Below are 13,502 nucleotides of genomic sequence, written 5' to 3'. Positions count from 1 at the left end.
CTCTCTTCTTATGAATTTCATTTTATTTTCTTTATGGAAATGGCTCTCATTTAGGTCTAATTAAGGTACTATTACGTAACTATATGATCTAATTAAAAGGCCAAATCATCATGGTTCCAGCCAGTTTCAAGCAACTAAGAACCAAACCAATACCGTCATTAGGCGTAAGCATTGAAGAATACGAGCATATCAAAACAGGAGCTCGCCATTACCACTTAGCATCACATAATGACGAAAATGTATTTTTAGTTGCTCTGCGTACCATGCCTAAAGATTCAACAGGTGTCGCCCATATTCTTGAGCATACTGCACTATGCGGTAGTAAAAATTACCCAGTACGCGATCCGTTTTTCATGATGATTAGGCGCTCCCTTAATACTTTTATGAATGCATTCACATCGAGTGATTGGACTGCTTATCCGTTTGCCTCAAAAAACAAAAAAGACTTCAATAATTTATTGTCTGTGTATTTAGATGCTGTCTTTTTTGCCACGTTAGACCCTCAAGATTTTGCTCAAGAAGGTCATCGATTGGAGTTTCAAGATCCTTCAGATCCTAGTACGCCCTTGCAGTTCAAAGGCGTAGTTTATAATGAAATGAAAGGCGCAATGAGTAGTGTTACTAGCCAATTGTGGCAGGCTTTTAGTAAGTATCTATATCCAACAAATACTTATCACTTCAATAGTGGCGGGGACCCAGAAACAATTCTTGATTTAAGCTATGAAGACCTGAAGTCTTTCTATGAAGAGCACTATCATCCAAGTAACGCTATATTCATGACTTACGGGGATATACCTGCTAGTGAGCATCATGATAAATTAGAGGCATACTTAAACCAGTTTGAGGCTAAAACCCATAAAATCGAAGTGGAAGATGAAAAACGTTATTTTGCTCCGCTTTCCGTAGTTGAACATTACGGCCATAATGAAACTAAAAGCAAAACACATCATGTTATTGGTTGGCTTTTGGGTCATAGTGCCAATTTGGATGAACAACTGGAAGCCCATTTCCTTTCGAGCTTACTATTAGAGAATAGTAGTTCTCCATTAAGAAAGGCCCTTGAAACTACAACTTTAGCTTCTTCGCCAAGTCCACTGTGCGGGCTAGAAGATTCAAATAAAGAAATGTCATTTATTTGTGGTGTTGAAGGCAGTGAGCCAGAACATAAAGAAGCAATCGAAGACTTAATTCTAAATACACTGCAGCAAGTATGTAAAGATGGAGTTAATGATAGTCAAATTGAAGCTGTACTGCATCAGCTTGAGTTAAGTCAAAGAGAGGTTGGTGGCGATGGTTATCCTTATGGGCTACAAATTATATTGTCTGCCATTTCTGCTTGCACTCATTATAGTGATCCTGTTGAACTGCTTGACTTAGATCCCGCCTTAGAAAATTTACGCGCTAAAAGTAAGTCCCCTGATTTCATTAAAAATTTGATAGAAAAATACTTACTAAATAACCCTCATAGGGTGACGTTGACATTTAAGCCTGACGAACATATTGACGAAAGAAAAGTAAAAGCAGAATCAAGCAAGCTCGATGCGATTAAAGAGAGCCTAAGTGAAGCTGAAATTCAAAGCATTGTTGATCAAGGTAATGCGTTAAAACAGAGGCAGCTATCTAAAGATGATGATTCTATCTTGCCTAAAGTTGGCATAGAAGATGTTGCAGAAAAACTAGTATCGCCAACTCCTAAAAAAGTCCTAGATAATAATGGACAAAGTATTACTTTGTATGAAGAAGGCACTAATGGACTTGTGTACTGTCAAGTGTTAATTGATCTTCCAAAATTAAATGAAAAAGAATTGTCATTGCTGCCCTTATTGTTGAGTTATATTACTGAGGTAGGTTGTGGTGATCAGGATTATTTAGATATACAAGAAAGACAATCTTTGGTTTTAGGTGGGATATCTGCTTATTCGGCTGTAAAGCATAATCTTAAATCACCTGATGAGTTGACGGCTTATTGGATATTATCTGGCAAGGCTCTTTCTCGTAATCGAGATGATTTCTTTGCGTTGATGTCTGATACATTAAAGTCACCTGATTTCAATAATGAAGATCGCGTGATTGATTTGCTTTCACAAACTATTAGCAGGAAAGAGCAGTCAATTAGTGGTAATGGTCATGGTATAGCAATGAATATTGCTTCTATCGGTATAAGTCCATTGGCTGCGTTATCTTATAAAACAACAGGATTGCCATCATTACTGGAATTGAGAAATTTAATTCAAGAAAGCAGTAAGTCAGAGTTGTGTAATCAGTTACAAACATTGCACGAAAAAATAATAGCGGGTAATACTAAGTATCTTTTGATTAGTGATCCTGAAAATATTAATGATGATCTAGAGTCACTAGTGAAATTTAACACTATTAATCATTCATTAAATAAATCCAAATACGAGCTTGATTTTACGCCTCAAATAATTAAAGAGGCATGGATAGTGCCCACACAAGCTAACTTCTGCTCTAAAGTATATCCAACTGTGCAATCCGATCATGATGATGCGCCAGCACTTACAGTTCTTGGAGTACTTTTAAGAAACGGTTATTTACACACCGCCATTCGTGAGCAAGGCGGTGCTTATGGTGGTGGAGCTAGTCAGGATAACTCTATTGGGGCGTTCAAGTTTTACAGTTATAGGGACCCAAGAGTCTCTGGCACATTCGAAGATTTTAATAAGGCTGTAGAGTGGTTTAAAAGTTCAGAAGCGGATTCGGAGGCTTTGGAACAGTCAATACTTGGCGTTATTTCAAGCATAGATAAACCAAGCTCTCCAGCTGGTGAAGCTAAGCAGTCATTTCATAATGATTTACACGGGAAAGATAACCAGTGGCGCAATGAATTTAGACAAAAGATTCTAGCGGTTACTTATGATGACTTATTGCGTGTAGCAAATGATTATTTTGTTGAATCGAAAGCGAGCATTGCTGCTGTTATTTCAGCTCAGCATAAAGGCGAAGCTGAAGATTTAGGTATGAATGTATTTGAAATCTAATGAAGATAATTATTTATATGACAACTAAATTATTCTTAAGCGCTCTAATTCTTTTTTCATATTCAGCTTTTGCTACGCAAGAGCTAAATAAAACAATAATAGAAGCAGGTAACAATCAGCAGGCTGGTGCAGCCTCACAAGCTAAAATTGATGGGTTATACGACAAAAAGCGTGAAGCCGTAAACTCCGTACGCAAAAACCAGTCTGAAATAGAGCAGTTAGAGGTTTATAACCGACAGCTTAGTGAGATTATCGGCAATCAAAATGTGCAAATACAATCTTTAAATAAACAGCTGAATGACATTGAGACTACGCAGCAGGGGATTATGCCCCTAATGGAACGCATGATAAATGGTCTTGATAAGTTCATATCTCTTGATGTTCCATTCTTGATGGATGAGCGAGAAATGCGTGTTGCTAATCTTAGGGTATTGTTGCTTTCATCAGAGATAACCGTGAGTGAAAAATTTAGGCGTGTACTAGAGGCGTACCAGATAGAACTTGAATATGGCCGCACAATTGAATCCTACAAAGCTAAGAATGATCAAGGCATTACTCTTAATTATTTGAGAGTTGGTAGGAGTGCGCTACTCGCTCTAACTTTAGATGAGAAGGCTGCCTTTGCTTGGGATAGAAAAATAAAGGATTGGACTTCAATTGATAGCTCCAATATACGAAGCATTAAGCAGGGTATTAATATAGCCAAGAAGCAATTGGCTCCAAGCTTGATTAATTTGCCAATTCAAAAAACAGAAGGAGCTAGATAATGAAATTATTGTTAATTCCTTTTCTTATGAGTCTTTCTTTTGTTAATTTTGCTGAAGAAAGCAAAAACGTTCCAGATAATATTAGCTCCTTGCAGCAGTTGTTAGAGCAAGTTAAATCAGACGGGCTCAAGGAGTCTAATGTAAGTCTTCAGCGAGAGGCTTTATTTAAAAAGAGTCTTGATTCACAGCTCAAACTTAAAAATGAAACCCGTATCAAATTGAATCGTATTCGAAAGGAATCTGAACGTCTTAAGAAAACATTCGATAGCAATGAGACCAGTTTAAGCGATCTTGAATCCGAGCTTCGTAAGCGACTAGGTAATCTAGGGGAGATGTTCGGTGTAGTAAGGCAGATCTCACAAGACGTTAGCTCTATACGTTACCATTCTCTAATAGCCAATGAGATTGGGGCTGAATCTGAGATACTTGAACAGTTGTCGAATAGTAAGGCCCTGCCAACAATAACTGAACTTGAGGATATGTGGTATGAAATTCAACTTCATATGACCAAGCAAGGTGAAAATAAATCATACAAGACATCTTTTTTGAATTTACAGGGTGTTACAGAGGAGTCTGAAATTCACCATATAGGACCTTTTGTTGCATTTAATAGTAAAGGATATTTGAGTTATGAGGCTGATTCTCAAGCGTTATTTCAACTTGGCGAACAGTCTTCAAATATTGATATTATCGAAAGCTATTTAAATGGAGTAGATGAGTTCAATGAGATTACCATGGACCTAACTAGGGGTACATTACTTAATTTAAACAGCCAAAGTCCAGGGTTGCTGGATAGAGTAAAACAGGGTGGAACCATAGGTTATATAATTATAATTCTAGCGGCACTAGGTATTCTTTACGGGGCTTATTTATTATTTGAAAAAGTTAATACGCAACTAAAAATAAATAAGCAACTTAGGGATTTTGAAAAGCCAAGTGAAAATAACCCACTTGGGCGCGTATTACTCTCTTATAATAAAGAATCGACAGAAAGCGATTTAGAAACCTTAGAGATGAAACTAGATGAGGCTGTGCTAAGGGAACTGCCACACTTAGAAAAAGGTTTGTCGATTATTAAACTACTTGCTGCTGTCGCCCCCTTGCTTGGGCTTCTGGGTACGGTAACAGGGATGATTGCAACCTTTCAGTCTATAACTTTATTCGGAACAGGGGACCCTAAGTTGATGGCTGGTGGAATATCGCAAGCACTCGTGACAACCGTACTTGGTCTGGTAGGGGCAATACCTTTGTTATTTATGCACAATATTTTAAATAGTCGAAGTAAGAGCATGATACAAATATTGGATCAGCAGTCGGCAGGTATTGTTGCTGAGCATATCCAAAAAGGCAGATGATTATGTTGCATGATGTATTTTCCTTTTTGAATAGCGGTGGCCCTGTATTATATTTTATTCTACTTGCCACTGTTGTTCTGTGGGTGCTTATCATTGAACGGTTTTGGTTTTTTTATAGGGAAGCACCTAGGTTGTGCTCTGAGATGAAATCAAACTGGGCGAACCTATCTAGCCATGATTCATGGGTGGCATTGAAGATACGAGACAGAATTATTTCTAGGGTCACCATTCAGTTTTCTCAGTACCGCTCATTTATACAATTATTAGTTGTTGTTTGCCCATTACTTGGCTTGCTTGGCACAGTTACAGGAATGATAAATGTCTTTGATGTAATGGCTATAACTGGGACGGGTAATGCTAGAGCTATGGCCTCAGGAATCTCAATGGCGACCATACCTACAATGGCTGGCATGGTTGTTTCATTAATGGGGTTGTATTTTATTGCCCGTTTTGATTCTTTATCAAAAAAACAATTAGAAGCGTTTAAAGACGCACTTATTAAATAAAAGGGTTATTTATGCGCAAGCAGCACGCAGGAACTGACTCTGACGAGTCCGTAATTGACATGACTCCAATGCTGGATATTGTTTTTATTATGTTGATTTTTTTCATTGTGACGACTTCATTTGTTAAGGAAAGTGGCATTACAGTAAGCCGTCCTTCTGCTGATACTGCAACGGAAGATAAAAAAGGTAATATTATGGTTGCCATTAAACCCAATGGTGAAATATGGGTTGATAAACGTGCTGTAGATGTTCGCTCACTGAGGGCTAATATTGAAAAATTGAGAGCAGAAAGTCCAGAAAGTGGCGTGGTCATACAAGCTGATACAGATGCTAGAACGGGAATACTTGTACAGGTAATGGATCAAATTCGCTTGGCGGGTATCGTGAATATTTCAATTGCAGCCTCCCCTGGTGCATGATGAAATTAATTATAATAACCCCTTTAGGAATAGCACTATCCATTTTTGTTTTTTGGTTAATGCAGTTACTAATAACACCAAGTTCCGAGCAATTAGTTAGGAACGACAATATTGCGATGGTGGATTTCATTAGAAGTATTAAAGATAGCAAAGCAGAGGAAAAGAAGCGAAATCCAAAAGAGCCTGAGAAACCCAAAACCCCACCTTTGTTAGATTCGCCAAAAATCCAAAAAACTCAAGCAGTCAAGGTGGATCTGGAAATGCCGGATATAACTAATTCTCTTGCTAGTTTCAAGGGGCAGGGAGTTGGAAATATGCTATCAGGCTATGGCTTTGGTGATAGTGATGTAATTCCTTTAGTGCAGGTAGAGCCAAGGTATCCATCACAGGCATTAGCTAGAAAAATTGAAGGGTATGTTGTTGTTCGCCTTAAGGTTTCAAAGGAAGGCGTCGTGGATGATGTTGAAGTTGTTGATGCAGATCCAAAAGGTGTGTTTGAACGTGAGGCAATACGGGCAGCATGGCGCTATAAGTTTAAACCGAAATTGGTTGATGGCAAACCTGTGGAGCAGATCGCAACACTGCCTTTTGAGTTCAATTTAGAGAAGTAATATGCGACTTATTTTATTATTTTTAATATTTATTAATGCATCAGTTTTTGCATCTTCAATCAGCCCAGGAACCTATAATGCATTAAATGAACTACAAGAAGACATTGCGGGAGAGCTTACTCCTAAGTCTATTGATAGCATTAGAGAGGAGTTGGATGATTTAATATCAAGCTTAAAGTCTAATCCTTTAGGCTTGGCTCTTAGTTTGCAAACTTTGGCGCAACTAGAGACCGTATTGGGTAATAATAAACAGGCGCAAATTCATTTATATAAAGCCATTGCTATTGATGACTTAGAGATTACAACGCTTAATCAATTACGAGCTATGTTAGGTTATTCACTTTATAGTATGGATGACCATCAATCTGCTATTCCTATTTTAAAAGATATTATAGAAAGCTCCGAGTCACCATCTGCAAATATTTATGCTCTATTAGCTGCTTCATATTATAGCATCCAAGATTATAGGTTGGGTCTTCCGTATATCGAACAAGCATGCAAGCTAAGTAAGCAGCCTAAAGAAGGTTGGTTGCAAATGGCATTTTCCGGACACTACCAACTTAAAAATTATGAAATGGCTTCCCGCTATGTTGATCTATTAGTATTTAACCACCCAGAGAAACGTGATTATTGGCAACAAAAAGCTGGTCTTCATCAATTGAGAGAGGAATATAATTTAGCTGCCATTACCAAGGAGTTATCTTATAAAAAAGGATTCCTTCAAAAAAACAGTGACTATACCAACCTTGGGCAATTACTGGCTTCTCAAGGGGAACCTTACAAGGTTGCTCTTATAATTGAAAAAAATATTAACAGTCAAGAAATTAAATCAGATGAAAAGATTTTGAATTTACTTTATCAATCTTGGCTGCAAGCAAAAGAAATCAATAAAGCGAAAGAAGTGCTCTCTATTCTGTACGATCAATATACGGTTTCTAAATATGGGTATACATTGCTTCAATTATATGTAGATGATCAAGATTGGGAGAAGGTTGTAAAATTGTCTTCAGGGTTGCTTAAATTAGAATTAACAGACGACCAGAAAGGGAAGGTATTTTTATATCAGGGTTTAGCTAACTACCGAATAGGTAATTCAAAAAAAGCTCGTATTTCTCTAGGGCGTGCTAGTGCATTCAAAAGCTCATCTAGCCAAGCAAAGAGCTGGATGAGCTACATAAAACAAATGGAAACTTAATAATCTAGCTCAATAAAAATAGGAGCATGGTCACTAGGTTTTTCCATGGCCCGGGTGTCGTAATCTATTCCGGTGTTTAATAATCTGTCTACTAAGGGAGGAGTAATCATTATTGAATCAATCCTCAAGCCACGTTTAGGTGTATCGTCAAACCCTTTGCTTCTGTAGTCAAACCAGCTAAACCTATCATTCACTTCCGGATTTAACAGGCGATAACTATCAATCAATCCCCAATTGATCAGTTTATCGACCCACTCGCGCTCTTCCGGTAAAAAAGCGCATTTACCCGTTTTCAGCCAGCGTTTTGCGTTTACATCGCCAATGCCTATGTCAGCATCAGTTGGGGCTACATTAATATCGCCCATGACAATAACATTATCAGAGCTGCTAAAGTTACTTTCTAAATATCCTAATAAATCTGAATAATATTTCTTTTTTGCTGGGTACTTTGTTTCGTGGCTTTTATTTTCACCTTGAGGGAAATAACCATTGATAACATGAAGGACATCATTGTTTGGCATTTGATAACTAGTATGAATTAGTCGTTTTTGGTCTTCCTCATCATCGCTGGGAAAGCCTTTTTGTACCCCTAACGCGGGAAGCTTCGAAAGAGTTGCAACGCCATAGTGAGCTTTTTGACTATGAATCTCGCAGTGCCAGCCAAGATTTGAGATCTCTTCCACTGGGACTTGATCGGGTGTCGCTTTAACTTCTTGTAGGCCTACGATATCTGCATTTAGCTTATCTTTAATAAATTCAAGTTGATGCATGCGGGCACGTATGCCATTTACATTAAAAGAGACTATTTTCATGCTGGTTCCGTGACTTTTTAAATTAATGGGGCATTATAAGCAGCCAAGGTATGACTAAAAAGGTTTTTCATGAATTGGTTGATAAATGACACATCTTACGCGCTGTTTTTGCTTGTCGATTTTATAGCTGTTTTGACACTGGTAGCAACAATGAGGTGGTTTAGTCGTATTGTGGTGCGACCAGTAAGCCAGCACTCTGAGGCCAGTAATATCGAAACGGCATGTGCGGTAATTGCACTGATGCTAGCTTTGACGGGGATTACCTCCGGTGAATTTAACCTAACATTATTTAATGAATGGGCACTGGTGTCTGCCTATGGATTGCTCGCAATTGCCTTGTTGAGGCTTGGGGGGATTATTCAGGATAAGCTTATTTTGCCAACCCTAAATTTAAATTCAGCCACTCAAAATGGGAATATTACGGCTGCATATTTAACGGGTGGGCACTTAATTGGTACGGCTATCGTTATACGTGCTTCTATGGAGTGGTCTTCACACAACGTTAATCTAGGTTTTATTGCATTGTTTCTTGGTTTTATCTTGTCGCAATTGCTATTGGCATTAGAGATTCGTCTTCGACTTATTTGGACGTCAGGCAAGCTACTTAAGTCTATTAAAGATTCTAATCGATCTGCGATCATTAAAGCAGCCTTACAGCATATCGGAGCAGCATTGGCCATCAGTACAAGTGCGCATTTTGCTTCAAACTTAGATACCCAGTGGCCCCTTGCCGTTCTTGCTTGGTTTGTTAGCTCAATCGTGTTTTTGTTGCTATATCTTGCACTGGCTGAGCTGTGTGTTCGACTCATCCTCCCTAAAGACGAAGCCTATGAGGGGGGAAGAGGGATATTAGAAGGGGCTATTTATTTAGGCTGGGGGTTTATATTGCCAGCAATAGCGAGCTAATCAAACAAGCGAGCTAATGCTGGCTTTTAATTAGGGTTTAAAAACTTTTACTTTATCAAAACCATTTTGCAAAAGCTGTTCAGCGTGCAACTGGCTCATAGTGCCTTTAGCGCAGTACAACAAGATGTTTTTATCTTTAGGCAGAGTATCTAGGTTGTTTAGCAATTGATAAAAAGGTACAAGCTTAATGTCGTTATTAGTTAGGTGTAATGGTGCAGTCTCAACTTCTTGAGGGTGGCGAATATCAATAATAACATCATCCGCAGCAGGAACTTGCACCAATTCAATATCGGTCACACCTTGCGTACTAGCTAACACGTTTTGAATACGTTCGATTCGCTTATTTTGTAGAGCGTCTTCAAGGACTGCAAAGTCAAATCGTGATTCTTCATGTTCAATTTTTTCAATTTTAGCGCGAGTAGTGGGTTTTACAGATATAACACCGCAATATTCAGGCATGGAAGCTGCAAAATCATATACTCCGATCTTTCTAGATATATCAATTATATCCGGTTTATCCATTGTGATAAGAGGTCTTAATACGAGTGTATCGGTAACAGAGTCTATAACTGTCAGATTGCGTAGGGTTTGACTAGAGACTTGAGCAACACTTTCACCCGTTACTAATGCCTCAATATTTAATTCATTTGCTACTTTAGAGGCGGCTCTTAGCATCATGCGTTTTAATATAACGCCCATTTGTGAGTTATCAACATTTTGTAGTATTTCACTCACAACACCTTCAAATGGAACGGTTACAAACTTTACGCCGTGAGATACAGCAAATGTTTCCCATAGATAATGAGCAACTTGTTTAACGCCAATTTCATGGGCGCTACCACCAAGATTAAAAAATAGGTAGTGGGTTTGCAAACCTCTTCTTAACATTAAATAGCTGGCAACATTAGAATCAAAACCACCAGATACCAATGAGAGAACGCCATCTTGGCAACCCATTGGAAAACCACCTAAGCCATCATCCTCTGAGGCGATTGTATGTAGCCTTTGTTTTCTAATGTCCAATTTCACTGTGTAATCTGGCTGCTTTAATTTTACAGCCTTCGCTTCACAGTGTTGCATCAAGCCGCCACCAACATAACGCTCAACATCAGTTGATGAAAATTCATGTGTACCGTTACGTTTTACACGAACACAAAATGTCTTATCTTTAATTACATCGGCATAAACATCTTTGGCGATATGGAAAATATCATCCATGGTTTCAAAGTTATGTTCTTTAACAACTAATATCTTGGAGATGCCAGGTATGCGCATTAGTTGCTGACGAACTTTCATTTCTAATGTGTCGTCCTGAATAATGACCTCAATGCTATCCCATTGACCTTGAACATGAGCCGTAATTTCAGAGTATTTTAAGGTGTCTTTGATATTTCTGCGTAATTGCATAATGAAGCGCTTACGTACAGGTTTTGACTTGATGGTAATTTCAGCAAATAGCTTAATGACAAATTTCATGGTAAACACTTGAGGGTAAAAATTGGGCGGATTATATCAAAATAATACGGTTAGCATTAGTCTAGCTAATACGGTTTAGGCATAAAAAACACCCAAATTGACTAATCTGGTTCACGCCTTATTTTCTTGTTGATAGCACTAGCGTGCCTTTCTCGTAGCTCGGAGTCTATGTATTTATCAGTAGTGGCCATACTTGAATGGCCTGCATCTTCTTTAACATGCTCCCTTGGCCGAATTTTGACGTCTTCAGATATTCCTGTATGACGGAGCCAATGGACAGTAGCTACTTTTAGCTCCATTGCCTCAGATTCTTGATCAATAGAAACAAGGTTATCATAAGCTTGATCAAAGCACTTTTGAACAAGATTTCTAACCTGTCTAGTGCTGGTTACAGGGCCTTGGCCATGAATTTTAGGTACTAGGGGAGTTTGCTCACCAATAAATGGTAGCGCAGGGAGGCCTAAAAATAACCTATACCGTTTTAATGCCTCAAGCATGGCATTAGACACCGTAATAATTCGGCTCTTGTTACCCTTACCTATGACATGAAACCACCAATTGCGGTCTTGATCCATTCTAAAGTCCCCCATAACTGGAGTAGAGCGCTCGTCTGCCACCAATTCAGAGATCCTTAGGTACATACCAAGTAAGCAATTCAATATGAATAGGGTGCGCTCATGGGCTAAAGGGTCATCACTTGCCATTTTTTCAGCCACCCTTATGACTTCATCCCACTGATAATTAGAGATTCTGCGCACAGGCTCTTGGTTTTGTGATTTTTGAATGAAGCGACTTTTTTGTCTAACTAGCGCAACAGGGTTAGCGCTTAAATACTCTTCTTGAATTAAAAAATTGAAATAAGAACTTAGCACTGCAAAGGTAGTTTGTATTGCCTTTTGAGATGGAGAGTAGAGCTTTGTGTCAATTCTGCCTCCAGAAGTTTTACTGGTAGGAGTAACAAAAGGTCGCCAATCACTGTTAGGAATTCGCTCCCCTTGTTTATTTTTGAACCTAGAAACGTTTTTATTGCCGATCCAATGTTGTGGAGGACTTAAGCAAAACTCAATAAATGCTTCAATATGCTCACGTTTTAAATCACTTAGCGTAAGATTACTTATGTGCCACGACCATTGTAAAAGTCTTTCTACTTCACGCCTGTAGGCATTAAACGTTGCACTGCTTCCTTTGTAACTTAACAAATACCGAACACTATAGAAGTAATCTTCTTGCTGATGTAATTCAAGCCCCGCTCCAATTTGGGCAGGGCTATATTTAAAGGCGTCAGGTAAGAAATCTAAATTATCAAATATAGGTTTAGGTATTTGTGCTTTATCCATGGTTTAAGCTTTTAGCTTCCATTTAAGAGGTTCACCAGCACGAAGCGGCACAATTACATCCCCTGCAAAGTCCATTTCTAAAGGAGCTGTCCAAGTTTCTTTTAGTAATGTAATGGTATCCGTATTACGAGGCAGCTGATAAAAATCTGGCCCATTAAAACTAGCAAAAGCTTCTAGCTTATCTAACGCACCTAAGTCCTCAAAGATTTCTGCATATAATTCAATCGCAGCGTAAGCACTAAAACACCCTGCGCAGCCACAAGCATTTTCCTTGGCTGATTTAGCATGGGGGGCCGAGTCTGTACCTAAAAAGAATCGATTATGCCCCTTGCTAACCACATCTTGCAGGGCTTGCTGGTGAATATTGCGTTTCAATACAGGTAGGCAAAATAGGTGGGGGCGCATGCCTCCTACTAACATATGGTTTCGATTATAAGCAAGGTGTTGCACTGTAATTGTGGCGCCAACATTGTCGCCTTGAGATTCAACAAATTGAGCTGCATCTTTTGTAGTAATGTGCTCAACCACCATGCGTAAGTCAGAAACTTTAGCTACTAATGGATCTAAAATATCATCTAGGAATGCTTTTTCGCGATCGAAAATATCAACATGATTATCAGTAACTTCACCATGCACTAATAATGGCATATTATTTTCTGCTAAAGCTGTAGCTATTTCTTCCAATCTACCTAGATCAGTAACACCGGAGTCTGAGTTCGTGGTTGCGCCTGCTGGGTAAAGTTTCGCAGCAACAACATGGCCACTGGCAGCCGCTTCGCGGATTAACTCAGGGGTCGTATTGTCTGTAAGATAAAGAACCATCAGCGGATTAAAATTAGGGTACTGCGTGCTGTGTTTAAGAATGCGCTCTCGGTACTCAAGGGCTTGCTTGGCATCCATAACTGGAGGATTAAGGTTGGGCATGATAATCGCCCGAGACATAACCTTGGCAGTAGCAGGAACGGTATACTGTAATGCATCACCATCGCGAAGATGTAAATGCCAGTCATCGGGGCGAGTGATGGTAATTTGTTCAGTCATGAGATAATCCAACAGGTGTTATATCTGCATTATACCTATGACTGAACAAAACTCATTGTCTAGGTTGTAATTTAATTC

Annotated in this window: 12 protein-coding genes; 8 read left to right on the top strand and 4 right to left on the bottom strand. The window is 38.8% G+C overall.

Annotated features, from left to right (window positions below):
• Window positions 1-110 precede the first annotated feature (110 nt).
• From ABWV45_RS00960 to ABWV45_RS00930, 7 genes are read left to right on the top strand one after another with little or no spacing between them, the layout of a single operon-like run.
• The gene (locus ABWV45_RS00960) at window positions 111-2,999 is read left to right on the top strand and encodes an insulinase family protein (RefSeq protein ID WP_353347767.1); all 2,889 of its coding nucleotides are present in this window, start codon (window positions 111-113) and stop codon (window positions 2,997-2,999) included.
• Between the two features lie 17 nt (window positions 3,000-3,016).
• Complete coding sequence (locus ABWV45_RS00955) at window positions 3,017-3,766, top strand: DUF3450 domain-containing protein (protein ID WP_353347765.1); 750 nt, start codon at window positions 3,017-3,019, stop codon at window positions 3,764-3,766.
• Window positions 3,766-5,121 carry a MotA/TolQ/ExbB proton channel family protein gene (locus ABWV45_RS00950; protein ID WP_353347763.1) on the top strand — a complete coding sequence of 452 codons (1,356 nt, stop codon included), beginning with the start codon at window positions 3,766-3,768 and terminating at the stop codon, window positions 5,119-5,121. Before ABWV45_RS00955 ends, ABWV45_RS00950 begins: the two co-directional genes overlap by 1 nt.
• 2 nt (window positions 5,122-5,123) lie before the next feature.
• Window positions 5,124-5,627: a MotA/TolQ/ExbB proton channel family protein gene (locus ABWV45_RS00945; RefSeq protein ID WP_353347761.1), complete on the top strand. Its 504-nt coding sequence runs from the start codon at window positions 5,124-5,126 to the stop codon at window positions 5,625-5,627.
• An 11-nt stretch (window positions 5,628-5,638) separates the two neighbouring features.
• On the top strand, window positions 5,639-6,046 hold the full coding sequence (locus ABWV45_RS00940; protein ID WP_353347759.1) for an ExbD/TolR family protein: 408 nt from the start codon (window positions 5,639-5,641) through the stop codon (window positions 6,044-6,046).
• Complete coding sequence (locus ABWV45_RS00935) at window positions 6,046-6,657, top strand: energy transducer TonB (protein ID WP_353347757.1); 612 nt, start codon at window positions 6,046-6,048, stop codon at window positions 6,655-6,657. The genes ABWV45_RS00940 and ABWV45_RS00935 overlap by 1 nt, the downstream gene beginning before the upstream one ends.
• 1 nt (window position 6,658) lies before the next feature.
• Window positions 6,659-7,852 (top strand): tetratricopeptide repeat protein, encoded by a 1,194-nt coding sequence (locus tag ABWV45_RS00930; RefSeq protein WP_353347755.1) that lies wholly within the window; start codon window positions 6,659-6,661, stop codon window positions 7,850-7,852.
• Here ABWV45_RS00930 and xthA read toward each other — a convergent pair.
• A complete protein-coding gene (gene xthA / locus ABWV45_RS00925) occupies window positions 7,849-8,664 on the bottom strand; it encodes an exodeoxyribonuclease III (protein WP_353347753.1) in 816 nt (271 codons plus the stop codon). The genes ABWV45_RS00930 and xthA overlap by 4 nt on opposite strands.
• A gap of 69 nt (window positions 8,665-8,733) precedes the next feature.
• On the opposite strand from xthA, the gene ABWV45_RS00920 reads away from it, so the two are divergent.
• The gene (locus tag ABWV45_RS00920) at window positions 8,734-9,570 is read left to right on the top strand and encodes a DUF350 domain-containing protein (RefSeq protein ID WP_353347751.1); all 837 of its coding nucleotides are present in this window, start codon (window positions 8,734-8,736) and stop codon (window positions 9,568-9,570) included.
• Between the two features lie 30 nt (window positions 9,571-9,600).
• Here ABWV45_RS00920 and thiI read toward each other — a convergent pair whose 3' ends face one another.
• The 3 genes from thiI to pyrC all read right to left on the bottom strand — a co-directional run bounded on the left by thiI (window position 9,601) and on the right by pyrC (window position 13,424).
• On the bottom strand, window positions 9,601-11,046 hold the full coding sequence (gene thiI / locus ABWV45_RS00915) for a tRNA uracil 4-sulfurtransferase ThiI (protein WP_353347749.1): 1,446 nt from the start codon (window positions 11,044-11,046) through the stop codon (window positions 9,601-9,603).
• Window positions 11,047-11,147: 101 nt separating this feature from the next.
• Window positions 11,148-12,383, bottom strand: a complete 1,236-nt coding sequence (locus ABWV45_RS00910) for a tyrosine-type recombinase/integrase (RefSeq protein WP_353347747.1) — start codon at window positions 12,381-12,383, stop codon at window positions 11,148-11,150.
• 3 nt (window positions 12,384-12,386) lie between these two features.
• Window positions 12,387-13,424, bottom strand: a complete 1,038-nt coding sequence (gene pyrC / locus ABWV45_RS00905) for a dihydroorotase (protein WP_353347745.1) — start codon at window positions 13,422-13,424, stop codon at window positions 12,387-12,389.
• Between the last annotated feature and the right edge of the window lie 78 nt (window positions 13,425-13,502).

Source organism: Oceaniserpentilla sp. 4NH20-0058 (assembly GCF_040371755.1).
Lineage (GTDB): Bacteria > Pseudomonadota > Gammaproteobacteria > Pseudomonadales > Oceanobacteraceae > Bermanella.
Note: the sequence above shows the minus strand (reverse complement) of the source record. Positions and strands in the feature narration are given on the sequence as shown.

What these genes read in the sequence shown, in the direction of transcription:
- ABWV45_RS00960 (WP_353347767.1), top strand. Translation starts at nt 111, where the DNA reads ATGGTTCCAGCCAGTTTCAAGCAACTAAGAACCAAACCAATACCGTCA.
- ABWV45_RS00955 (WP_353347765.1), top strand. Translation starts at nt 3,017, where the DNA reads ATGACAACTAAATTATTCTTAAGCGCTCTAATTCTTTTTTCATATTCA.
- ABWV45_RS00950 (WP_353347763.1), top strand. Translation starts at nt 3,766, where the DNA reads ATGAAATTATTGTTAATTCCTTTTCTTATGAGTCTTTCTTTTGTTAAT.
- ABWV45_RS00945 (WP_353347761.1), top strand. Translation starts at nt 5,124, where the DNA reads ATGTTGCATGATGTATTTTCCTTTTTGAATAGCGGTGGCCCTGTATTA.
- ABWV45_RS00940 (WP_353347759.1), top strand. Translation starts at nt 5,639, where the DNA reads ATGCGCAAGCAGCACGCAGGAACTGACTCTGACGAGTCCGTAATTGAC.
- ABWV45_RS00935 (WP_353347757.1), top strand. Translation starts at nt 6,046, where the DNA reads ATGAAATTAATTATAATAACCCCTTTAGGAATAGCACTATCCATTTTT.
- ABWV45_RS00930 (WP_353347755.1), top strand. Translation starts at nt 6,659, where the DNA reads ATGCGACTTATTTTATTATTTTTAATATTTATTAATGCATCAGTTTTT.
- xthA (WP_353347753.1), bottom strand. Translation starts at nt 8,664, where the DNA reads ATGAAAATAGTCTCTTTTAATGTAAATGGCATACGTGCCCGCATGCAT.
- ABWV45_RS00920 (WP_353347751.1), top strand. Translation starts at nt 8,734, where the DNA reads ATGAATTGGTTGATAAATGACACATCTTACGCGCTGTTTTTGCTTGTC.
- thiI (WP_353347749.1), bottom strand. Translation starts at nt 11,046, where the DNA reads ATGAAATTTGTCATTAAGCTATTTGCTGAAATTACCATCAAGTCAAAA.
- ABWV45_RS00910 (WP_353347747.1), bottom strand. Translation starts at nt 12,383, where the DNA reads ATGGATAAAGCACAAATACCTAAACCTATATTTGATAATTTAGATTTC.
- pyrC (WP_353347745.1), bottom strand. Translation starts at nt 13,424, where the DNA reads ATGACTGAACAAATTACCATCACTCGCCCCGATGACTGGCATTTACAT.